The 23,926-nt window shown below is 47.4% G+C and carries 21 protein-coding genes; 19 read left to right on the top strand and 2 right to left on the bottom strand.

Going from position 1 to position 23,926, the window contains the following annotated elements; all coding sequences use genetic code 11:
- Window positions 1–89 precede the first annotated feature (89 nt).
- Together ABIC15_RS11645 and ABIC15_RS11640 are read left to right on the top strand one after the other, a co-directional pair.
- A complete protein-coding gene (locus tag ABIC15_RS11645; protein ID WP_131503365.1) occupies window positions 90–2,627 on the top strand; it encodes an ATP-binding protein in 2,538 nt (845 codons plus the stop codon).
- A 199-nt stretch (window positions 2,628–2,826) separates the two neighbouring features.
- Entirely contained in the window at window positions 2,827–4,347 is a 1,521-nt protein-coding gene (locus tag ABIC15_RS11640) for a diguanylate cyclase domain-containing protein (RefSeq protein ID WP_354020764.1), read from the top strand.
- A 44-nt stretch (window positions 4,348–4,391) separates the two neighbouring features.
- Here ABIC15_RS11640 and ABIC15_RS11635 read toward each other — a convergent pair whose 3' ends face one another.
- The gene (locus ABIC15_RS11635; RefSeq protein ID WP_165871670.1) at window positions 4,392–5,024 is read right to left on the bottom strand and encodes a FusB/FusC family EF-G-binding protein; all 633 of its coding nucleotides are present in this window, start codon (window positions 5,022–5,024) and stop codon (window positions 4,392–4,394) included.
- A gap of 115 nt (window positions 5,025–5,139) precedes the next feature.
- On the opposite strand from ABIC15_RS11635, the gene ABIC15_RS11630 reads away from it, so the two are divergent.
- The 3 genes from ABIC15_RS11630 (at window position 5,140) to ABIC15_RS11620 (ending at window position 6,875) form a co-directional block, all read left to right on the top strand.
- Window positions 5,140–5,868 carry a hypothetical protein gene (locus ABIC15_RS11630; RefSeq protein WP_214855591.1) on the top strand — a complete coding sequence of 243 codons (729 nt, stop codon included), beginning with the start codon at window positions 5,140–5,142 and terminating at the stop codon, window positions 5,866–5,868.
- A gap of 78 nt (window positions 5,869–5,946) precedes the next feature.
- Window positions 5,947–6,396 (top strand): general stress protein, encoded by a 450-nt coding sequence (locus tag ABIC15_RS11625; RefSeq protein ID WP_131503369.1) that lies wholly within the window; start codon window positions 5,947–5,949, stop codon window positions 6,394–6,396.
- 29 nt (window positions 6,397–6,425) lie between these two features.
- Window positions 6,426–6,875, top strand: coding sequence for a universal stress protein (locus ABIC15_RS11620; RefSeq protein WP_354020763.1), 450 nt, complete (start codon window positions 6,426–6,428; stop codon window positions 6,873–6,875).
- 65 nt (window positions 6,876–6,940) lie between these two features.
- Here ABIC15_RS11620 and ABIC15_RS11615 read toward each other — a convergent pair whose 3' ends face one another.
- A complete protein-coding gene (locus ABIC15_RS11615) occupies window positions 6,941–7,132 on the bottom strand; it encodes a hypothetical protein (protein ID WP_012369273.1) in 192 nt (63 codons plus the stop codon).
- A 147-nt stretch (window positions 7,133–7,279) separates the two neighbouring features.
- Here ABIC15_RS11615 and ABIC15_RS11610 point away from each other — a divergent pair, with 147 nt between their 5' ends.
- From ABIC15_RS11610 to galE, 14 genes are all read left to right on the top strand, one after another.
- Window positions 7,280–7,723, top strand: a complete 444-nt coding sequence (locus tag ABIC15_RS11610) for a MarR family winged helix-turn-helix transcriptional regulator (RefSeq protein ID WP_026829386.1) — start codon at window positions 7,280–7,282, stop codon at window positions 7,721–7,723.
- A 35-nt stretch (window positions 7,724–7,758) separates the two neighbouring features.
- A complete protein-coding gene (locus ABIC15_RS11605) occupies window positions 7,759–10,428 on the top strand; it encodes an MMPL family transporter (RefSeq protein ID WP_354020762.1) in 2,670 nt (889 codons plus the stop codon).
- A gap of 74 nt (window positions 10,429–10,502) precedes the next feature.
- On the top strand, window positions 10,503–11,354 hold the full coding sequence (locus tag ABIC15_RS11600; RefSeq protein ID WP_188005105.1) for an MBL fold metallo-hydrolase: 852 nt from the start codon (window positions 10,503–10,505) through the stop codon (window positions 11,352–11,354).
- 88 nt (window positions 11,355–11,442) lie between these two features.
- Window positions 11,443–11,571 (top strand): hypothetical protein, encoded by a 129-nt coding sequence (locus ABIC15_RS11595; RefSeq protein ID WP_255508417.1) that lies wholly within the window; start codon window positions 11,443–11,445, stop codon window positions 11,569–11,571.
- A 121-nt stretch (window positions 11,572–11,692) separates the two neighbouring features.
- On the top strand, window positions 11,693–12,397 hold the full coding sequence (locus ABIC15_RS11590) for a hypothetical protein (protein ID WP_131503373.1): 705 nt from the start codon (window positions 11,693–11,695) through the stop codon (window positions 12,395–12,397).
- A 144-nt stretch (window positions 12,398–12,541) separates the two neighbouring features.
- Entirely contained in the window at window positions 12,542–13,690 is a 1,149-nt protein-coding gene (locus tag ABIC15_RS11585; RefSeq protein ID WP_354020761.1) for an ROK family transcriptional regulator, read from the top strand.
- Between the two features lie 234 nt (window positions 13,691–13,924).
- Complete coding sequence (locus tag ABIC15_RS11580) at window positions 13,925–14,407, top strand: hypothetical protein (protein WP_354020760.1); 483 nt, start codon at window positions 13,925–13,927, stop codon at window positions 14,405–14,407.
- A 28-nt stretch (window positions 14,408–14,435) separates the two neighbouring features.
- Window positions 14,436–15,746, top strand: coding sequence for an ABC transporter substrate-binding protein (locus ABIC15_RS11575; RefSeq protein ID WP_131503376.1), 1,311 nt, complete (start codon window positions 14,436–14,438; stop codon window positions 15,744–15,746).
- A gap of 75 nt (window positions 15,747–15,821) precedes the next feature.
- Window positions 15,822–16,787 (top strand): carbohydrate ABC transporter permease, encoded by a 966-nt coding sequence (locus ABIC15_RS11570; protein WP_012369281.1) that lies wholly within the window; start codon window positions 15,822–15,824, stop codon window positions 16,785–16,787.
- 13 nt (window positions 16,788–16,800) lie between these two features.
- A complete protein-coding gene (locus ABIC15_RS11565; RefSeq protein ID WP_012369282.1) occupies window positions 16,801–17,586 on the top strand; it encodes a carbohydrate ABC transporter permease in 786 nt (261 codons plus the stop codon).
- A 25-nt stretch (window positions 17,587–17,611) separates the two neighbouring features.
- Complete coding sequence (locus ABIC15_RS11560; protein ID WP_354020759.1) at window positions 17,612–19,606, top strand: beta-galactosidase; 1,995 nt, start codon at window positions 17,612–17,614, stop codon at window positions 19,604–19,606.
- Window positions 19,607–19,620: 14 nt separating this feature from the next.
- Window positions 19,621–21,753, top strand: a complete 2,133-nt coding sequence (locus ABIC15_RS11555; RefSeq protein ID WP_354020758.1) for an alpha-galactosidase — start codon at window positions 19,621–19,623, stop codon at window positions 21,751–21,753.
- Window positions 21,750–22,922 (top strand): galactokinase, encoded by a 1,173-nt coding sequence (locus ABIC15_RS11550; RefSeq protein ID WP_354020757.1) that lies wholly within the window; start codon window positions 21,750–21,752, stop codon window positions 22,920–22,922. The genes ABIC15_RS11555 and ABIC15_RS11550 overlap by 4 nt, the downstream gene beginning before the upstream one ends.
- Window positions 22,923–23,921 carry a UDP-glucose 4-epimerase GalE gene (gene galE, locus ABIC15_RS11545; RefSeq protein ID WP_354020756.1) on the top strand — a complete coding sequence of 333 codons (999 nt, stop codon included), beginning with the start codon at window positions 22,923–22,925 and terminating at the stop codon, window positions 23,919–23,921.
- Window positions 23,922–23,926 lie beyond the last annotated feature (5 nt).

Genomic DNA, 23,926 nt, shown 5'->3' with positions numbered 1-23,926 from the left:
AGTATTTTTTTTGAAAATATGTTACTTTTAATTGATTAAACTATTTTTTAAAAAGCATCATTCAAAGCGAATGATGAGGAGGATATTTCATGATTAATTGGATTCGGAGACGAATCGGACGTCAACTACTGGCAGTGTTTTATGTAGTCCTATTTTTGGTTTCGATTACTTCCTTTTTTGTCTATGATTATATGGAAGAACGAATTGAATCCTCTCGCTCTGATCTCGAAGTCATCAGCGAACAAAACCAACGTGCGGATACATTATGGGATAACTGGCAAACCGTCCAGTTTGGGCTGCGCGGCTTCGTTATCTTTGGTAACCAGGAACGCTTTGATGAAATTCAAGAGTTACGTACGGAAATCAAAAGCGAAACGGACTGGTTTATGCGTAAAGCCAAAACGGATGAAGAAGAAGAATTTGCCGCCCAAATGACGAATCTATATGATTTGTATTATGGAGCTTTGTTTCCATTAACCCAGTCGTATGTGAATGAAAAAAAGGCGAATCAAATCAATGAAGACTTTTTACAAGGGGACAGCTTATTTTCTTTGCCAATTGCTAAACGATTAGTCGAGCAAGGTCAATTAAAGCCAACAGCTGACGGCTCGCTTGATGTTACGCCTGACATTGAAAAAGCATCTTCGGCATTAGAGGAATACCGTGATAACTTGCAACAACAACAGGACGATGCTGTCATGAATTTGCGGAGTGAAGTCACTAAAACCCAATGGATTTGGATCTCGAGTATCTTTGTCCTGATTATCTTTATATTACTGTTTGTTCATCCGTTCCTGAAACGAATGACGAAACAGTTATTACGCCTGATTGAGGACAATCGAAAGCTGTCACGAAACGAGCCGATTGAGATGGATGTCATGGAGCGGCGGACAGATGAGATTGGCATGTTGCGCTCATCCTTTAATCAGATGGCTGTGACGACCAATCTACACAAAGAAGAGATGCAGAATAAAAACGAAGAGTTACAGGCACAGAGTGAAGAATTACTGGCCCAACAAGAAGAATTACAATCGCAACAAGAAGAACTCGAAGAGGCATATCAGGCGACGAAACAAAACGAAGAGAAGCTGAAGATGCGCAGCGAATTAACGGAAGCACTCGCTGTCCGGGAAACGGTCGAATCGTACCCGGCGATTGTTCAAAAAATGTTGGATATTACGTCTTCCGAGTATGGCGCTTTATTATTGTATGACAATGGCGTTTACATCGGTGCGACGACGAACGGCATGAAGATACAACAGATTCAATCCTTACTGGATGATGAGAATTCCTTATTGAACCGGATGCGGTTAGGGACGAAAGTCGTTCAGTCGGAAAAGCGGGTCTCACGAACGGACGATACACCGTACAGCTTTAGTACACATGAAGTCGCCTTGCCGATTTACGATCCATCAACAAACCAATTGATGGCTGCTGTCTATATGGTTCGATACCAATCACCGTATCAGTCTCAGCATCTAGCGGACATGCGTGATTTTTCTCAGCAGATGACTTTATCCTTATTACGGACGCGTTCGTATGACGAGATGAAACAGGAAAAACAAAAAACCGAGCAGGTCCTCGACTCAATCCGGGAAGCGATTATCTATCTGGAAGACGGAAATGATGAATTATATGTCAATCGTCCGTTGTTCGAACTGATACCAGAATTGCAAACCGAATTTACGACGGACCGGACTTTATCGTCGGCCAGTTATGTGATTGAAGTGATGCGTAATATCGTCGATGATGTCGAACGATTTAACGATTACTTAGACTTGATACGTTCTGGAGAAGTTTCTCCGGATAAAGTTCAATTTGATGTCCGTGGTAATTCGGCACATCTTGAAGTATATGCAGAACGAATCGATATTGAAGGTGGCTGGAAAGGGGTCATCCTCGTCATCCGTGATATTACCCGGGAAACAGAAGCGGATCGTCTGAAGACAGAACTCGTTTCGACGGTGTCTCACGAATTGCGGACTCCCTTGTCTTCGATTTACGGATTCACGGAATTGATGCTCAATCGGGAGATTGATGCGATAAAACAACAGAAATATTTGTCGACGATTCATAATGAAACGGAACGGCTGTCGAATTTGGTGACCGATTTCCTCGATGTTCAACGGATGCAATCGGGTGGACAACGTTACCAAATGGCTCACCTTGATTTGTATTCGATCGTCGATCAAGTAATTGGTGTCTATAAGGCGTCAAACGGACTTCACGATATTCAACTTCACGTGTTGAGTGTAGAACGACCAGCGATTATTGGAGACGAAACACGGATTAAGCAGTTGCTGAACAATTTAGTCAACAACGCCATCAAGTATTCACCGGACGGTGGACAGGTTGACATTACAGTCAGCGCGGATCAAGAAAATGCGACGATTCAGATTACCGATCACGGTATCGGGATTCCACAATATGCCTTTGCCCATCTGTTTGATAAATTTTATCGTGTGGATAATTCAGATACACGACGAATCGGGGGTACGGGACTTGGTCTTTCGATTTGTAAGGAAATCGTCAAAGAACATGACGGTGTGATTCATGTCGAATCAACTGTCGGAAAGGGAAGCACCTTTACGGTCGCCCTGCCGTTGCACGCATTGGAAAATGTCTAATCCAAACAGGTATCGGATTGCTTCGGCAACCGGTACCTGTTTTTGTTTTACAATAATTTTTCAATCGCTGAGAAAAAACACAAGACGTTCAGTGAATATTTAAATATAATGAAAAGATAGAAAGATAGTTAAAAAACAGAAAGATTTGCCGATAAACATATAGGACAAACGAACTAGGACAAAAGAAAGGGCGTGGACGATGCATAAACTAATCTATACCATCATCGGCGGATGGGTGATGTCTCATTTGTTATGGTTAGGAATCGTCGGTACATCATCGGACCTTTCGAGAACAGGGAACAGCCTGTTCATGATTCTAGGCGCTGTCCTTTCGACGATCATGTTGGTATTAGCGGCGCGGCGTCATCCGAATCGTCCATTTACGCAACATCTATTTTTACTGCTCTTATTCGGAAATATGTCGCTGGCGATTGGCGAAACGTTAGAATTGATCGTGTCCCAACAGCACTTGGAACGTTCCGGAATATTTGATGGAATTGATTTAATATTCAGTCTGCAAATCGGATTTTATTTGCTGGCTTTTTGTTATTTTTTAATCAGTCGCCGTTCAGAAGTGAATTTACGATTTTTCCTATTTGATGAACTCATCATTTTGATTGTGACAGGAGCGATTTCCTGGCATTATCTCGTCACGCCGTATTTGGAACAGGCGGAACTGTTCAGCATGGAAACACTGTTATTACTCCGTTATCCATTAGGAGATCTGTTGTTACTGGGTGGGATGCTGATCCTGTTCTTTGGTGTCATGAAACGTGGAAACAGTATCCCGCTTCTGATGATATTGATTGGTTTTCATCTGCAGTTGATTGCGGATTTATTATACGTCATTTTGGATCGAACCAGTCTTCCGATTTCTTTGATGTGGTTGGATCCGATTTGGATTGCGACCGTCTTATTAATTGGCGGGGCGGGACTGATATTCGACGTTGGTGAACAGCCGATCGGATTTAACGTCAACCGGCGGATTCTAGACGGGATTCGTCTCGTGACACCGTATGTCTTCCTGTTGATTTTGTTTGTGACAATGGCACGTCAAGCCGTCAGTTGGAATGGTTTGACGATTGGTTTAATGATTGCCATTCCTTTATTGATTTCAAGGCAGGTTCGGATCGTGATGGACAATCAACGGTTGCGGGAAAATCTTGAGGCGAAAGTCGAGGAGCGGACGGCAGCACTCGAACAGGCATTGGAAGAGATGGAGCATATGGCCTATCATGACGCACTGACGAATTTACCGAACCGGTATTTGTTTGCCCGCTTGTTCAAAGAGGAACTTCGCCGGGCGGAAATTCATCAACGATTTGTCGGTCTGTTTTTCATCGATATTGATCATTTTAAGCAAGTGAACGATACATACGGCCATCAAATTGGAGATCAGTTGATCATTGATATCGCCAACCGTCTTGAAAAAAAATTGCCGCATAATACGGTCATCTCCCGACAAGGCGGGGATGAGTTTGTTTTACTGTTATTTGATGTCAAAGACGAATCGGACATCGAAGCATGTGGCCGACAGCTGGTTCAGTTATTCGAACGGCCGTTCATTCTGAAAGACACGCCTGTCTTCATGACGGCAAGTATTGGCGGCGCTGTTTATCCGACGCATGCGACCTCCCGGACAGCTTTGATCGAACAGGCGGATGTCGCGATGTATGAAGCGAAGCGGCGCGGGAAAAATCAATTTCATGTGGAAGTCTGAATCAAGCAAAGAGTCCCTGACAACTGTCGGGGACTTTTTTTGACTCATTTCATCTTACTCAGTAATTTCTCCAAAGCGGTCGGATTAGTCACCTGCTCATTGCAATGGTCACTGTCGATACAAATATAATTTCCGATTGCCCGGTATTGATCAGCTGATTGATTCGTCCGGGCGGAGACAAGGGTGACATCACTATATTGATTGCAGATTGTACAGATGCCTTTTTGAATCGTCGGCAGATACGTGCCTTCGATTCCAATCCATTCTCCTTTTAAAGGATAGACAAAAAATTTCTTTTTATTCCCGGTGTCGTTCCAACTTAAATAGGTCGTCTTAAGAAAATCGATTGAGTGAAGGGGCGGATGCCGTAACTTTTTCGTTTTTCGAAACAGTTGCTGCAGTTGCTGTTCGGTAATCGACGGGAAAGATTGGACGAACGGTTGGATATCCTCGAGGTACCGGGCGGAATCCGTCTCGGTTTGAACGGTTCGAACCACCATCAATAACGCCTCCTGTTCGGCAGTCAAAACCGGAAGCAAATCAAAGATTTTTTTAGAGGCACTGTAAATGACGGCGTCCCGGACGTCGGGATCATGGACGGTACCCAATTGCTGAATCATCGCATCGACCTGACCACGGATGAAATTGTACTGAAATGGTTGAATGAAAGGTTCCATAAGATATCGCTCCCTTTGTAATTCTTTATTCACGAAATCGGTTTCGGTGAAACGGTATTTTTTTGTTTTCTTCATGTAACACCCGGGAAATAAATACCTGAGGAGGTGTACAGGAATGCAATCATTGACCGGACTTCGCCTGTTAAATTTAATCAGCTTTTTATTTGTCCTTTTAGCACGTGTCGTCTGGTATGAACCGCCGACGGGAGAGCCTCTTGCCATCGTGCCGGCATCGTTTACGGATGCGGTGTTTGGTGTTGTCTATACGACTTTGCTGATTTGGTGTATCCGGCCTGTCCAAGCGTACCCGGCTGACCGGACATTAATTTTTGATATCAGCGGCTGGTTTATATTGACGATGCTCGGATACGGAGCGAGTAGTATCGTCGGTCCTCCATGGGAACTTGTATTGACAACGATTTCGTTTATCAGTTTATGTATCATCTATATGAAAGTACAACATCATCCGAACCGTTCCCCGTGGATGCGTTCTCCTTTTTCCGTTTTTCTTGCCTGGTCGAGTATCCAGATATTAATTTTACCATTTCGTATTCTGCGTGATTTCCGGTTTGAAGATTTGTTTGGGCTGACGACATCCGAGTGGGTGACCGTCATGTTAATTTTATTTGCCTGCGGCATCGTATTTTTTATTTTCGTGCATACTGACTGGGTATTTGGTCTTGTCATGATTTGGTATTATGTCGGTCTGTTCTTTAATGGACGTTTAACGGACTTTCAACAAGGCGTGACAGTCATGAGCGTCATAGCAGTCCTGGTGGCGGTAGTTCTTGTCTTTCGGAAACGGGACCGGTTGTTTGCGCAAGAAAAAAGACCGGTTTCTTAAGAAAGCGGCAGTTGGTGTCATTGCTTTTGGTTTTTTTGGGTATATCCCTTATAGAAGTATAAAAGGGGGAAATGACCAATGGGGAAAAAGCAGTTGATCGGAACATATGATAATGAGACGGATTTGATTCGTCAGATTGAAGACTTACACTTTGCCGGATATCTGGAAGAAGACTTATACATCGTCCTGCAAGATAAAACCGATATGGCGATGTTACGCGGCCAATCGGCAGCACAGCTTGTTTCAGGGAAACGGACGTTATTCGAACGATTTACTGGAAAGCCGGTAACGGAAGAAGAAACCCGTGAAGCCTTCCAATCGTTAGGGCTGCCGGAAGGCGACATGGAACGACATGTGACAAGCGTCAAACACGGGGCTTATGTTCTGTTGGCGGATGAAGAAGGGGCAAGACGTCCTAAACCAGAACCCCAAAGTATTTTAGAGAGTGAACCGGAAGGCATTGAGGCTGAGCGGAAGCTTGACCATGAAAACCGGGCACTTGAGAACGAAAACGACCGGATGTTGTAACCGTGCCAGAGTGGAAAGGGTGAACGACGATGGATAGCCATTATCACACGATTTTAGTAGCAGTCGACGGCTCCAAAACAGCAGACTTAGCTTTTGAAAAAGCCATTCAGTTCGCGAAACTCGATCAAGCAAAACTCGTCATCACACATGTCATCGATATTCAAACCTTTGCGAATGTCCGTGCGAACCAGCGCTTCATCGATCAAAATGTCACGGAGTACGCCCAGGAACTCCTTGATAAATATCAAAAACGGGCGGTCGAGGAAGGCGTAGCGGAAGTTGAACTGGTCATCGAAAGCGGATCACCGAAAACATTAATCCCGAAAGTCATCGCACCGCGTGTCGGGGCAGGGCTGATTGTCTGTGGCGCTGTCGGAATGAATGCAATGGAACGAATCATGATCGGGAGTGTCTCTGAAAACATTACCCGTTATGCGAAGTGTGATATCTATATCGTTCGCCCGAAAACACTCAAGTGAATACCACACAAACAGGCTGTTTCGATGAAGAATCGAAGCAGCCTGTTTGATGTTCAGTGATGTTTTTAAGTTAATAAATAATAAAAAATGCCTAAGATGATCAAAATGACCGGCAACAAGACTAGATACATCCAGGACATGTTTTTGGCTGTCTGGCTGTTGCTGTACGTTTCTTCGTTTCGACTCTGTCCGACCATTACTGTAAAAATAAGTCCAAGTACACAGATTACTAAAGCAATCCAAAATAAGACGGTCATGTTTAGCCCTCCTTCAGTAAGATAAATCCTCTCTCCCATCATAACGAAAATTGGATTTACATGTCAGGATAATTGTGACAGTTTGGAGTTGACGCCATCTGGTTTAGGGGCTAAACTACTGATATGAGTTTAGGGGGTAAACTAATCATGAAAGAAAATCTGCGGGAAGCCGTTCAATTATTTGAAGAGGTGATGATTCACGGGACAGAACGTGTCCTGAAATCAGTTGATTCACCGGTTTGGCGTCTCTATTCACCAGAACAACTCCATTTGCTGAAGCTGGTCGATAAATATGGACCGATTGCTTCCGGGCGGATTGCCGTCATTCAAGGAGTTCATAAAAGTGCGATTTCCAATCGTCTGAAAAAGTTAAATGAACACGGCCTGGTCGAAGTCGAACGTTCGGAAGATGATCACCGGACAAAACGGATTATTTTGACGGAAGCCGGGAAAGAAGTCGTCGAAGCGTCGGACCAAGCGATTTACAGTTATTTGGAACAATTGATTGATGGCAAGGTCGACGATGATGAGATCAAACAGTTCATCGAGACGTTCCGGAAAGTCAAAGCTATTTTAAAGATTGAAGATTAATTCAGAAAAACAGACACAGAAGAGGTGGAACGGGAATGCGACAAATCGTCAAATGGCGTTGGCCGATCGTAATCGTCTTGTTGCTTGCGACAGTCGGATTATTTTTAGCGGCACCAAACTTATCGAAACAAGCAGAAGATGCGGGTGCCATTCAGCTCGCGAGTGATACGGATTCACAACGGGCAGCGGATATTTTAAAAGCAGCCGGTGCAAGTGAAGAAACGATTTCGCTGGTCATTCCGCTAAAGGAAGCCGTCACGAAAGAAGACCGGATGGAAATCGGTCAAATCGTTAAAGATTTAGAGAAACTGGATAAACCGGTGACTGGAGTCCTGAATCCGTTTGAGAGTAAGGAAACGGAAGGACAACTGATTTCAAAAGACAAAAAAACAGTCCTCGTTCCGATTACCGTTGATGGTTCACAGGAAGAAATCACGGCACTCGCTGAAGATATCCGAAGTGATCTCTTACCGGATGACCGGACGATCTATCTGACGGGTGAATCACTCATCAATGCCGATGTGAACAAAAGCTCACAAGAAGGGTTAAAACGAACGGAATTAATCACAGTCGGTCTGATTTTTGGACTGTTGTTAATTGTTTTCCGTTCGATTGTCACACCATTCGTTCCATTATTTGCGGTGGGTGTCACGTATTTAATGAGTCAATCATTTGTCGCCTTTTTCGTTGATTGGTTCGGATTCCCCGTCTCGAACTTCACGCAGATTTTCCTTGTGGCGATTCTCTTTGGGATCGGGACGGATTACTGTATCCTGCTTCTGAGCCGGTACAAAGAAGAGTTGACTGCCGGACATGATGTCGAGACAGCCATCGTCAACACCTATAAAACAGCGGGACGGACTCTTCTCATCAGTGGTCTTGCCGTCCTCGTCGGCTTCTCGGCAATCGGGTTCGCTGATTTCCCGATCTTTAAATCGTCGGTCGCCGTTGCGGTCGGAATCGCAGTCTTGTTACTGGTTCTCTTTACACTGGTTCCGTTTTTCATGGCGACGTTAAAAGAGAAATTGTTCTGGCCGTCAAAAAATGCGGCGAGTCATCAAGACAGTCGTTTGTGGGCCCGGTACGGTGGATTATCGATTCGTCGTCCATTGCTTGCGATGGCAATCGTCGCTGTGGTGACGATCCCGACCCTGTTCACGTATGATGACGATCTATCGTTCAACACCGTCGATGAGATTGGTGCAAAATATGAAACGGTCAAAGGATTAAATGCCATTTCAGACGGCTTTGGTGCGGGTGAGTCGTTGCCGGTCAATATTATCCTGAAGGACGACCAAAACATCGTGACTGAAAAAACGGTTCCTTATGCAGAACAGTTGAGCCGCGAACTGGTCAAACTGGATGGCGTCAAAGCTGTCCGGTCCATCTCACGTCCGACGGGTGATGTCATTGACGATTTATATGTCGATCAACAACTGAAGCAAGTTGCATCTGGTCTGACGGATGCAAAAGATGGACTCGGTGAAGTCGGTCAGGGTCTTCAGACTGTAGAAGGCAACTTACAGACTATCAGTGGTCAGCTTCCGGCCGGAGATCAAGCGTCGGCAGGAGCAGCACAGCTGCAGCAGGCCGCAGACGGTCTCGGTCAAATCAATCAACAGTTAACGCTTGTTGGTCAAGGGTTACAATCTGCGGAAAACATTCCGCAAACTGTCGGGACATTGACAGCGTTATCCGGTCAATTGATCCAAATTCAAACGGGGATCGCACAAGCGGCAACCGGGATTGAAACACAAGGTGCACAAGCCGGTCAACTCGGTACCGGATTAACCCAACTGGCGGATGGTGTCGGATCTGCCAATGCAGGGCTTGGTAAAATCGAAGACGGATTAACGAAAGCTGCCGATTTCCTGAAAGAGATGGGGAACGCCAAAACGATTCGCGGTACCGGGATGTTCATTCCAAAAGATACCTTAGCGAGTAAAGACTTCGAACCTGTCATTGACCGTTATACGATTGATGATCAAACCGGTCTGAAATTCGAAGTCATCCTGAATGATGATCCGTATTCACCGGAAGCGATCGAAACGGTCGCTGCCATCAAGAAAACGACAGCGAGCACACTGAAAGCTACACCGCTTGAACAGGCACAAGTTGCTTACGGCGGTATCTCAAGCATCAACAGTGATTTAAATGATACGTCAAAAGCCGATTTTTCACGGACGGTCGTCATCATGATCATCAGCTTGTTCATCGTCCTTGCGATCATGTTCCGTTCATTGATCATGCCGCTGTTTATGATCGGTTCGCTCCTGTTGACGTACTATACGTCGGTATCGATTGCTGAACTGATCTTCGTCAACGGTCTTGGTTATGACGGCATCAGCTGGGCCGTTCCGTTCTTCGGATTCGTTATGCTCGTCGCTCTTGGTATCGATTACTCGATCTTCCTGCTCGACCGGTTCCGCGAAGAAACGATCAATGGACTCGAGACGAATGAAGCGATGTATATTTCGATGAAGAAAATGGGATCTGTCATCATCACGGCTGCCATCATCCTTGCCGGAACGTTTGGTGCGATGATGCCGTCGGGTGTCCTGAGTCTGGTTCAGATTGCAACAATCGTTATCACGGGTCTGCTCCTGTACGGATTGATTGTCTTACCGCTCCTGATTCCAGCGATCACGGTATCGTTCGGACCGGGTGTCTGGTGGCCGTTCCGTCAAAAGCAAAATAAGAAGTAAGTCGATTCGACTGGTCCATTCGGAAATCATCCGGATGGACTTTTTCGTTATACTACAAACAGGAGGCGATGAAAATGCAACAGTTTAAACAATTAACGGACCGGATCTGGTATCAAACGCCGGTCAGTGAAACGGATCGGCCGATCGTTGCCGTCATTACGGGAGACGACCGGAGTATTGTAATTGATGCCGGAAACTCAAGTCAGCACGCGATACTCTTTTTGGACGAGATGGAAAAACAGGGGCTAGGACGACCGGATCTCGTCGCATTGACGCATTGGCACTGGGATCATATTTTCGGTATAAAACAGATGGCGGTACCAACGATCGCGACGAACCGGACAGTGGAAGAAATGCAGAAAATGCTGGACTACGAATGGACGGATGAGGCACTGGAAGAACGGATCCGTCAAGGCATTGAAATTCCGTTTTGTGCGGATGCCATCAAACTGGAGTTCGGGAAGGATCGGGAGATCGAAGTCATCTTGCCGACGATTCGTTTCACGGGAGAACTTGGAATCGACCTCGGGGGCGTGACGTGTCTGTTACGGCAAGTCGAGAATGACCACTCACCAGGGAGTGCTCTTGTCTATATTCCGGAAGAACGGGTTTTATTTTTAGGAGATGCCATGTATGCGGATATTTTCTCCGACAAGTGGAATTATACGGTCAATCAAACAACGCGGTTGTTAGATACGATTGCTGAATACGAGGCGGATTATTATGTCTGGTCTCACGGCGAAGCGATGGCAAAAGACGCGTTTGAGCAAGAGGTACACGTCTTACGCCAAATCATCGAAGTGACAAAACAAGCAGAAGGACATGTATCGGAGATGCGCCGGCTGTATCGTGATCTGGTCGGACGGGACTTGACGACAGACGAAGAAGAAACACTCGTATTTTTTGCGAATGGTGCAAAAAAATAATTAAAACAGCAGGTCCTTAACCGTTCATTCGAGAATTCCTATAAGTATAAGATGGAAAAAATCGGATTTTAGCAAAGGGGTTCTCGTAATGGATCGTAAGCCTGAAGATCGGAATGAAACGGCCAATCGTGTATTTTTTGGAACAGCTAACATTTTCACGATCCTTGTAGTGATTGGCTTTGCCTTATATCTGCTGTATCAATTTTTTGTGAAATGACTGATCACCCTGTAGCTCAGGGTGATTTTTTTCGTTTTAGGGGAGTGCAAGCGAACCAGATATTGGGTAATCCTTAACTGAGGGCACAAAGAAAACTCACTTAAAAGGAGGCACTTCAACTATGAAACGCATCCAGATTGCCGACTTTGATCGTCGAATGCCACCACTTGAACTGCGAGAGATGGATGACTATTACGAAGCGGTATTGGTATCAAACTATGATGAATTGTATCCTTCGACCCAAGTACGGACGATACAGTTGGCAGATATTTATGTCAATCTTGTGATGACTTCTGAAGGGGCGCATCTCGTATCCGCGCTCTTTTTAAAACCGGTCGAAGTACCGGATATCGTCGCCTGGATGCAACTCTATACGATAGGTTTTGCGACAGCGGATACAACAGGTTACTACGTGGAACAAGCAGATGAAATTTTAGAAATCGTCTTATATCAGGGAAATCCGATTGTCATTGCGACGAGAGGAACCGATCGATTGTACTATGAGACGGAAGGAGCGATTGAGATGCGGCGGGAATCAAGCGAAGTGATCGGGAAAAAACCGTTGTTGTATTTGAATGGGGAAGCCCGGTTTGAGGTTCCTCATCTTGAATTCAACTCGAATCAGGATGAGGTTCATATCAATGGAACCTTTTTATTTGCAGACTATATGGATACGTATCAGGGACGGGTCGGATTTTTCCGGAAAACGGATTCGAATCTGCCAATTGTCTTACTGGTCGGTAAAGCCATTATCGAAATGGAACTGACAGAAAATCCGGATGGAAGCCGTATCCTTGTCATTGAGCAGCCATACGATGAAGCTTAATTTTCCCGTGAGGATACCGTGGATTTTTTCTGAGAAAAGTTAAAAGGACGAATCTTTAGCTAATCATGAAATCCCTTACAAAATATGCGAGAATAGGAATAGAGACAAAAATGGAAGGGATGCGGGACGAACATGGTGAAAGAGATGCCACGAAATTCTAAGTGGATGCGTTCCTACAATCGGGCACTGGTATTACGTTTGATTCGGATGCATCAACCGATTTCACGGGTCGAACTGGCACAACAAACAAAACTGACGAAACCGACCGTTTCGAATATCGTCGGAGAATTGATTTCGGATCAACTCGTGACAGAGCGTGAACTCGGTGTCTCAAACGGAGGACGAAAGCCAATTTTGCTTGAACTCGTGGCGAAAGAACAATATGTCATCGGGATTGATGCGACAAGTCACCGTTTCATCGGAGTCATCGCGGATTTAAGCGGAAATACGATTCACGAAGTGGAAACGATGGGGAAATTTGATACAAACGAAGAATTAATGGAGGCCGTCGTTCTGTTGTGTGAGGAACTGATTGAGGCAACGGAGCAGGTCGGAACGATTCACGGCATCGGCATATCCGTTCATGGGATGGTCAATCCGGAGACCGGAGTGATTCTGTTTGCTCCTCGTTTTCATCTCCACGATGTCGCCTTAAAGGAACATTTGGAGCAGCATTTTGCGTACCCGGTCTTCATCGAAAACGATGTCCGGGCTCTCGCTTCCTTCGAATTGTTATTCGGAGAAGGTGTCGGAGTCGATCAATTTTTCTATCTGTATGCCGGAGAAGGGATCGGGGGCGCGTATGTCCTGGACGGGAAACTGATTGACGGCGAAAATCACATTACAGGTGAGGTCGGGCATATGCGGCTTGATTTGGACGGTCCGATTTGTTCCTGCGGGAATCGGGGATGTCTCGAAGCGTTGGCTGGGGAAAAAGCGCTGTTGCGTGATTTTGAAGCCATTGACCCGCAAGTCAAAACACTGACGGAACTGAGAAAACGTCTGACGGACGGGGATCCGTATGCGAAAGCCGCGTACCACCGGGCCGGCGAATACATCGGAATCGGTGTCCTGAATACGATTCATCTGATCAATCCGAAACGTATTTTACTCGGGGGCCCGATGTTCGAACTGGCACCATCCATCGTCGATCAAATTAAAGAACGGGTCGAGCACACGGCTTTGACGACCGCTTCACGTGAAACCGACGTCAAGATGGTTCCTTGGAGTGAAAAACAAGGGGCGCTCAGCGCGGCTGCTTTGGCGACCAATAGTATTTTCCAAACGATTTAAAATCAGCTTGTTGGATGACGGTGTTGCTTACCGGATTCAACAGGCTTTTTTTGATGGAAATAAACGTTGAAAAATATTTTTTGAAACCGTTTACAAAACAAATCAGCATGTGCTATAGTTTTCTTAAAGTTAGATAATAAATTTAATTTACTAAGTTTTCATCAACTAGTGGAGGTGGATGCAGACCGGCAGGGACCGGTTAAGCTGAAACAGAAAGAAGGGGGCGTCGCGCAGATGGAAACAGAGGATTTATGGGTTTCCTACCGTGAAGCTTTCGGGCGTTACGGAGCAATCCGTGGCTTTTACGTGAACCGTTTGACAGGAGATATGACGGAACAACAGCCGGGAGATAAGCGGTCTGCAGATCAGGACGGCGTTCTCGTTCGGCCACGACAAGATGGAGTCTTTCAATTTCGAATGTCGTCCGTACAAGGGGCACTGACGATTCGGTCTTCAGAACTTCATCTTCGAAAAAATGAGAACGGATACATCGAATTACGGGTGTTGATGCAACACATGCGCACAGCCGGTTGTTTGACGCTCGGTGGAGAATTTTATCTGTTCGTGACACCGGAAGTGGACACGCTCGACTATCGTCTGCGACTGATTGCACGGGTCTTGATTCAACTCCAACGGATGCCGATTGGCATGGAAGTCATCGAACAATGGTGTCAACACGCAAAGTTTGAAGGGCAACAGCTTAGAAAGTACGCTTGACCACTCACATACAAAGGGGATCACTCACATGAAATTCAAAAAAACAAAAGTTCTCGCAGCTGCATCAGTTCTGACATTATCGGCACTTCTCGCAGCTTGTGGCGGCGAAGATGAAAAACAAGCCACAACCAAAGACGGAAAAACGATCATTTCCTGGTGGGGTTGGGCACCTCAGCCTGAAGCTGGTAAGGAAGTCGTCGATGCCTTCAATAAATCACAAGACAAATACGTCGTCGAATTCAAACGGTACAGTGAAGATTACGAAAAGCAACTTCAAGTCGCGATGTTATCTGGTAAGGGACCAGACATCATCGGCTTAAAAGAACCAATGATTCAACAATACAAAGACCGTGTCGTACCGGTCGATTCTTACATGGATAAAGCAGCCGGCAAAGGATGGAAAGATAAATTCGTTGAGCTCGGAATTGATCAAACGACGATTGACGGCAAACAATATGCAGTTCCAATCGGCTTTACGGGTCAAGCCTACTTGATGTACAACAAAACGATGCTTGATAAATACGGCGTGACGCCACCGAAAAACTACAAAGAAACAGTCGATGCTGTCAAAAAGATCAAAGCGTCCGGTGATAAAGTCATTCCGTTGATGCTCGGAGCAAAAGATGCCTGGATCGATATCGATGTCTACAACGTCTTAAGCCACCAGGTAGCACCGGGTTACATCCAAAAAGTCTTATCTGGCGAAGCGAAATGGACAGACGACGAGATGGTCAAGACAGCGCAAATCTGGCAAGATCTGTTTGAAAAGAAAGTCTTCCAAGAAGGTGCACTCGGACTTGCGACATACAATGACGGGATGAACCAGTTCTTCGATAAAAAAGCAGCGATGTGGGTCATCGGTTCATGGGAAGCGCACTCGATGACGACAGCTGAGAAAAAAGACAAATGGAAAATCAAAGATGAGCTTGGCTTCACACCACTTCCAAACCTTGCAGGTGGAACAGAACAACCAATCATCGCATCAATCGACATGGCGCTTGCCGTCAACAAAGAATCAAAACAACAAGAAGGTGCAGCTGAGTTCGTTGCCTTCATGAGCCAAGGTGAAGGACAGGAAGTCTACATGGGCGAGTTCGAAATGGCACCGGGAATCAAAGAGGTCAAAATTGATTCAGATGCAGCCTTCACATCCGAAGGGGAAAAAGAGTCGTACAAAATGCTGAACGAAACACTTTCTAAAGCTGTAGCAAGCCGTGGTATCCGTGATACAAAACTTAACGATATCCTCGGTAAGGAACTTCAAAACATCGCGACGGGTCAAAATCCGAAAGAAGCACTCCAACGTGTTCAGGATGCAGCCGATCAATCGAAAAAATAAGAACGATACAGTGAAGTGGTGCGCCCAGCGTGCCACTTCCTGATTTTTAAAGATCAAGAAAGTGGGGAAATCGTTATGCAGACAGAGCAACAAGAATTGCCGATCAAACCGAAAGCGGAAACGCTGAAAGCAGCACCACGTCCGAACGTTCCGAAACAGAAGAAAAAAGGCAAAATGAAGCAAAACATGGTCGGTTGGGCGTTCGTAGGTCCCATCGTCCTGTTTGTCGTCGCGTTTATCTATTACGGCATTTTCTATAACGCCTATAACTCGTTCTTCTCGTGGGACGGCATTTCGTTTGATAAAGTCTTCGTCGGGTTTGAAAACTACGCGGAAATGTTCCGTGATCCGGATTTCTACCTCTCGCTTAAAAATACATTCATCTTCACGATCTTGACGGTTACGATTCAAGCTTTCATCGGTTTGGTTCTCGCGTACTTCCTGCACACACAGGGACCGTTGCGGACGGCGATGAAATCGGTCTTCTTCTTCCCGGTTGTCCTGAGTCCGGTTGTTCTTGGAGCCGCGTTCTCACAAATCTACGACTTCCAGTTCGGATACATCAATGAGTTTCTCCGTGCAATCGGTCTCGGCAGCCTGGAGCAAAACTGGCTCGGCGACCCGGATATCGCGCTTTATTCGGTCATCGCCATCAACATCTTCCAGTGGACAGGTTCATCGATGGTCATGTACTACATGGCGATGCTGACGATTGAAAAAGAAATCTTTGAAGCTGCCAAAATCGACGGAGCCGGATTCTTCCGGACGCTTTGGAGCATCGTCTTCCCGAACTTAAAAGGAACGACATTTACGTTATCAATTCTCGGAGTCATCGGTGGTCTGAAGACGTTTGATTTAGTCTGGATCACGACAGCCGGCGGACCCGGTTCTTCAACGGAATTCATCTCGACGTACCTGTTCCGTAAATCGATGCTGCAACAAGAAGTCGGTTTTTCAAGTGCCGTTGCCATCATCCTGCTGACAATCGCTTTACTGATCACGTACTTCCAGTTACGTGTGCAAAAGAAAATGGATAACTAAGGAGGAACGTCCCATGAATGTAGAATCTAAAAGAAGTCGTTGGGTCATCAACCTTGTCCTGATGCTCGCTTCGATCGTCTGGCTGTTCCCGATCTTCGTCATGTTCAAGGAAAGCTTACGTGTCAACGGATTTGAAAACTATATCGCAACGCTGCAAAACCCGAATTTCCCGACATTCGTCTTTAACAGTTTCTTTGTCGCTTTCTTCATGATCATCATTTCGATCACGATTCTTGCGTTTGCCGCATTCGCGTTCTCAAAACTCGAATTCGCCGGAAAACGTCTGTTGTTCAACATGGTACTTGCCGGTCTGATGTTACCGGTCGCTTCCATGATCGTTCCATTGTTCTTCACATTACGGTCGTTTGACGGTCTGAATAACCACTGGGGCTTGATCGGGGCGGAAGTCGCCTTCTTCCTGCCGTTCGGTCTGATGCTGATTAAAGGATATTTTGACGAGCTGCCAAATGAGTTAATGGAAGCCGCGTACATTGACGGCGCGACGATTCTGGAAGTCTTCTTTAAAGTCATGTTGCCGCTCGCGAAACCGGCACTGGCAACAGCGTTGATCTATGCGTTCCTCAACTCGTGGAATGAGTATTTGATGGTCCTGACGTTCATGACGGATCCGGCTTATCAAACGGTCACGATGGCACCAAGTTTCTTCAAAGATGCACTCGGCGGTGACCCGGGTAAAATCTATGCGTCACTCGTCTTAATCAGTTTACCGACAATGGTCTTCTATATCTTCTTCCAACGTTTCTTCCAAAAAGGAATGACGGCAGGTGCAGTAAAATAATTTGTTTTCAGTCAGGAGGAGCACAATGTATTTAGGCGTCGATTATTACCCGGAACAAACTCCACGTGCGTTATGGGAGGAAGATTTCCGTTTGATGAAAGAACTTGGTGTCAACGTCGTGCGGTTGGCGGAATTTGCCTGGACGATGATGGAGCCGGAAGAAGGAGTTTACGACTTCCGGTTTTGGGACGATATCATCGAACGCTTAAGTGCCGCCGATTTTGATATCGTACTCGGGACACCGACGGCGACACCGCCGGCATGGATGTGCCACAAGTATCCGGAGATTCTTCCGGCAGACGAGCATGGCGTGACAATCAGCTTCGGAGCCCGTCGTCACTACACGGTTCACAGTGAAACATATCAAAAGTTTTCGGTTGCCATTACGACTGAAATGGCGAAACGGTACGGGAAACATCCGCGTGTGATCGGTTGGCAGACGGACAACGAATACGGTCATGAAAAATCAGATCGTTCTTACAGCGACATCGACCGGGCTGCATTCCAGCTGTGGCTGAAAAACCGCTACGAGACGCTTGACGCGTTAAATGAAACATGGGGAACCGTCTTCTGGAGTCAGACCTATACGGCATGGGAGCAAATCCCGGTGCCGCGGAAAGTCTACCAGGAACATAATCCGTCGTTACTCGTCGACTTTGACCGCTTCTGTGCCGACGGGTATAACCATTACAACAAACTCCAAGTCGATGCACTCCGGGAACATATTCATCCGGACGCCTTCATTACACATAACCTCGTTTACAGTGATATGGCCGTCAATCAACAGCAGATGGCACAGGATCTCGATTATGTCGCCTTTGATAACTATCCGGTCTGGGGTGGTTTGCCGGAACCGAACCGTTTCGAGAAGATGGCGAGCGATCATGACCTTTGCCGCTCCTCAAAACAAGGGAAAGGTTTTTGGGTGATGGAACAGCTCAGTGGAGCGCAAGGCTGGAGCAAAATCGGTTACTTGCCGCGTCCCGGTCATATCCGGTTGTGGACGTATCAGGCTGTCGCGCGCGGTGCCGAAGCAATCGTCTATTTCCGCTTCCGGGCTGCTTTGTTCGGGACGGAAGAGTTTTGCCACGGTATCATCGATCACGATGGAAAACCGAAACGCAAATTCAACGAAGTCAAACAGATCATGACCGAACTCAACACGTTTGGTGACGAGATCAATGCGAGCAGCTATCAAGCGGAAGTCGGCGTCTATTTTGATCAGGAAAATGTCTGGGCCTGGACACATCAGCCGCACAGCGATGCGTTTGATTTCCGGACCGAGTTCGTCCGGTTCTACGGCGGTGCCGTCCGTCGTCAAGCATCGACGGATATCGTGTTCCCGGGTGACAAACTGGATCAATATAAATTAATCATCGTTCCGCTGTATTTCCTGACGAATCCGACATTTGACCAAGCACTGATTGATTACATGGAGCAGGGCGGACACGTCATCTTCACGTACCGGACCGGCGTCAAGGACCCGCATAACAATGTCTTGCCGTTAACGTTACCAGGGAAATTCGCACCGTATGCAGGAATCGAAATCGATGAGTACGAATCGTTGCAAGCCGTGCAGGAAAACCGGGTGGAAGGGATCGGAAAATTCGCGGGACAAGGCTCACCGGCCCGTCTCTGGTGTGATTTGATTACACCGACGACAGCCGAACCGCTTGCTGTCTACCGCGATACGTTTTATGACGGCGTCGCTGCCGTGACACGCAACGAATACAAAGGAATGATTACCTATATCGGCGCATCGATTGACGATGCGATGATCGATACGATTTACCGTCAAGCGTTTCTCGATGCCGGTGTTCAAACGTTTGAAGCACCGGATCAAGTCGAGATTGTACGCCGTCATGGTGAGACACGTGATTTCCTCTTCCTGATGAATCACGATACGAAAGCAAGCCGGGACGTTGTGCTCGATGCTGCCTATCAAGAGTTGAATACGAACGAGACATATAGTGGAACAGTGACGCTCGCCCCACTCGAGACGCTGATTCTGACAACGTAAGGAGGAGAACGACCATGGCCATTCTTGAACTGCCGAATCAGCGTTTCGTCCTCGAAGGACAACACGTCGCGCATGTCGTGACAATCGGACAGCACGGCAAAGTGTTGCATACGTATTTTGGAGCGCGTCTGCCGTACCCATCCGACTATGAAGCCTTACCGAATCCGGTCCTGGCACACAGCTCATTTGAATCGCCGGACGGGGTTGCGGTCTATGACTTCATTCCATTTGGTGAGATGGTCTACACAGAACCGACTTTAAAATCAGAACGGGAGGACGGGCAACGAATCAGTCAGTTCGTTTTTGAACGCGCCGAACAATCCGGCAATGGATTGATCTTATGGTTGTTTGATTCGTTACAGGAACTCCGGGTCGGTATCAAATACGACCTGTACGAAACGTACGATATGATCGGGCGATCACTCGTGATTGAAAACACAGGAACACAATCCGTCCGGTTGACGACGGCCCAATCGTTTGCGATGGGGATTTTACAACGACCGGACTTGAACTTACACCACTTCGCGGGAACATGGACCGGTGAATTCCAAAAACAAGTCACACCGCTGACACCGGGACGTAAGACGATTGACAGCCGACGGGGTGTGACGAGTCACCAGGCAAATCCCTGGTTCGCTTTGGAACACGGCGCAACGGAATCAGCCGGCGAAGTCATTTACGGACATTTCGCTTATTCCGGCAACTGGTCGATGCACTTCGAGCAGGATGCCTTCGGATTCGTCCAACTATCGGGCGGGATGAATGAGTTTGATTTCAGCTGGCGACTTGAAGCCGGTCAGCATCTTACGACACCGGAATTTTATATCGGATACGCGGCAGACGGCTTTGCCGGAATGAGTGCCCGCGCCCATGATTTCCAGCGGGACGTCATCATGCCGGAATCGGACCGGAACAAGGTTCGGCCGGTGCTCTATAATTCCTGGGAAGCGACCTATTTTGACGTGACGGAACACGGTCAACGAACACTGGTGGATCAAGCCGCTGCCATCGGCTGTGAACTGTTTGTCGTCGATGACGGCTGGTTCGGTGAACGGAACTCCGACCAGGCCGGTCTTGGCGACTGGGTCGTCAATCCGGAGAAGTTTCCGAACGGATTAACGCCGTTGATTGATTATGTGAAACAACAAAACATGTCATTTGGACTTTGGGTCGAACCGGAGATGGTTAATCCGGATTCAAATTTATACCGGACCCATCCTGACTGGATTTATCACAGTCCCGGTGCCCGTCGGACGACCTCACGCAATCAGTTTGTCTTGAATCTCGGCTTGCCGGAGGTGGAACAATTCGTATTCCGGATGATGGATGAACTGCTCGCAACCCACGCCATTGATTACATCAAATGGGATATGAACCGTGCGTTTTCGGAACCGGCTCTCCCGGGTGCGACACCGGCAGAACAACAGGAATTATGGAAGCGGCATGTCGATGCGCTGTACCGGATTTTTGACGGATTGCGCGTCCGTCATCCGGAAGTTGATTTTGAAGCGTGTGCCGGAGGCGGCGGACGGATTGATCTCGGAATTCTCAAACGGACGGAACAAGTCTGGACGAGTGACAATACGGATCCACTGGATCGCTTGACAATCCAACACGATTTCTCCTTTGCCTACAATGCGAAGATGATGAGTTGCTGGGTGACGGATGGTCCGAACTGGCTCAACGGTCGGAACTTACCGCTTGCAACACGCTTTGTGTCTTCGATGCAGGGAACGCTCGGCATCGGCGGTAACTTAAGCGAATGGACAACGGAAGAATTGGCGGAAGCGGCGGAATGGATTGCGACGTACAAAACGATTCGGGAAACCGTTCAATTCGGCCGTCAGTACCGGTTGAAAGCGGACCGCGTGACGACCTCGCTGATGCAGTATACATCAAACGATCAAACGGTGATCCTGGCGGTCGCCCCGATGCGTAAACACGGAATCGGTCACTACCGTTTCCGGTTAGCCGGCCTTGAGGAAACCACACTCTATCAGGTTGAAGATCGTCAACTGAGCGGTGCTTATTTGATGCAACAAGGTTTGACCTGGAACTACACGAACGATTATGAAGCACGTTGCCTGCGGATCCAACCGGTTCATCGCAGCATCCCTACATCAGAGTCAAAGGAGCCGATCGTATGACAGACCAGACATTAGAACAGATTTTCGAACAACAATTCGGTCAATCGTCGACCCACCGCTTTTTTGCACCGGGTCGTATTAACTTGATCGGAGAACATACAGACTACAATGGTGGACATGTCTTTCCGTGTGCTTTGACGCTTGGAACGCATGCGGTTGCCCGCAAGCGCGATGATGCGGTCTTCCGGTTTTATTCGCTGAACTTTGAAGCTGACGGCATCATCGAAGTCGCAGGGGATGACTTGACACATCAATCTGCCGATGGCTGGGCCAACTATGCCAAGGGCATGATTCATGTCTTACGGGAAGCCGGTTACCGGATTGATACAGGGTGCGACATTTTAATCAAAGGTGATATCCCGAACGGGGCCGGACTGTCTTCGTCCGCTTCTCTTGAACTGGTAATCGGTGTCTTGCTCGACAAACTGTACAATCTGAATGTCGACCGGATTGAACTTGTCAAATACGGTCAACAGGTTGAAAATCACTACATCGGTGTCAACAGCGGCATCATGGACCAATTTGCCATCGGGATGGGCAAAGCGGGATACGGACTCTTACTTGACTGTGAGACACTTGACTATACGTATGCACCACTCGATTTATCCGGTTATACGATCATCATCATGAATACGAATAAGCGCCGTGAACTGGCCGATTCGAAATACAACGAACGCCGCTCGGAATGTGAAGCAGCACTGACCTATCTACAACAGTACCGTCCGTATGCATCACTCGGTCAATGGTCGATGGATGAATTCGAAACGATTTCTTTTGAAGATGAACGATTGCAACGACGGGCACGTCACGCGATTTCTGAAAACGAGCGGACGTTGCAGGCGCTCGATGCTCTAAAAGAAGAGAGACTCGAAGCATTCGGTCAACTGATGAATGCCTCACACCGTTCGTTGCGGGTGGATTACGAAGTGACGGGGAAAGAGCTGGATACATTGGTCGAAGCGGCGTGGGCGCAACCGGGAGTCCTTGGTGCCCGAATGACGGGTGCCGGTTTTGGCGGTTGTGCGATTGCCATCGTCGAAGACGAAACGGTCGAGACATTCATGACGGAAGTCGGTCAAGCGTACGAGACGACAATCGGTTATCCGGCATCGTTCTATACGGCAACTGTTGGTGATGGAGCACGAGAAGTCGAACAGGAGGTCATTTAAATGGCAGTACTCGTAGTAGGTGGAGCAGGTTATATCGGATCACATGCAGTCTATCAACTGGTGGATGCCGGTCAGGACGTCGTCGTGGTCGATCATTTAAAGTCGGGTCACCGTGAAGCCGTTCATCCGAAAGCCCGTTTTTACGAAGGGGATATCCGGGATCGTGCCTTCCTTGACACCGTGTTTGAGACGGAAACAATCGATCAGGTCGTTCATTTTGCAGCCTTCTCGTTAGTCGGGGAATCGATGGAGCATCCGCTCGCTTATTTCGACAACAACGTCTACGGCACACAAGTGTTGCTTGAAGCGATGATGGCGCATGATGTGAAGCAGATTGTCTTCTCATCAACCGCGGCCACATACGGCGAGCAGGAACAGATGCCGATTCTCGAGACGGCCACGACGAATCCGACGAATGCTTACGGTGAAACGAAGCTGATGATGGAGAAGATGATGCGTTGGTGTGAAACGGCATATGGTCTGAACTATGTCGCGCTCCGCTACTTTAATGTTGCCGGAGCACGCGCAACGGGTGAAATCGGAGAAGATCATACACCGGAAACCCACCTGGTTCCGCTTGTCCTCGAAGTCGCCAACGGGCAGCGGCCGGTGATTTCGATTTACGGCGATGATTATGCGACGGAAGATAGCACGTGTATCCGTGACTATATCCATGTCGAGGATTTAATCGATGCCCACCTGTTGGCACTGGAATATTTAAAACAAGGCAACACGAGTGACGTCTTTAATCTCGGTTCAAGCCGCGGCTTTTCAGTCCGGGAAATCATTGAAGCGGCACGCCGTGTAACGGGACATGCGATTCCGGAACAGGTGGTCGCACGACGCGCCGGAGACCCGAGTACATTGATTGCGGGATCTGATAAAGCGAAAACGGTTCTCGGCTGGACACCGCGCCGGACAGAAATCGACACCATCATTCAAGATGCATGGCGTTGGCATGAACAGCGTCCGCAAGGCTACAAAACACCTGTACGGTAAAGAGA

Source organism: Exiguobacterium sp. PvP048 (assembly GCF_040549175.1).
GTDB lineage: Bacteria > Bacillota > Bacilli > Exiguobacteriales > Exiguobacteriaceae > Exiguobacterium_A > Exiguobacterium_A artemiae.
Note: the sequence above shows the minus strand (reverse complement) of the source record. Positions and strands in the feature narration are given on the sequence as shown.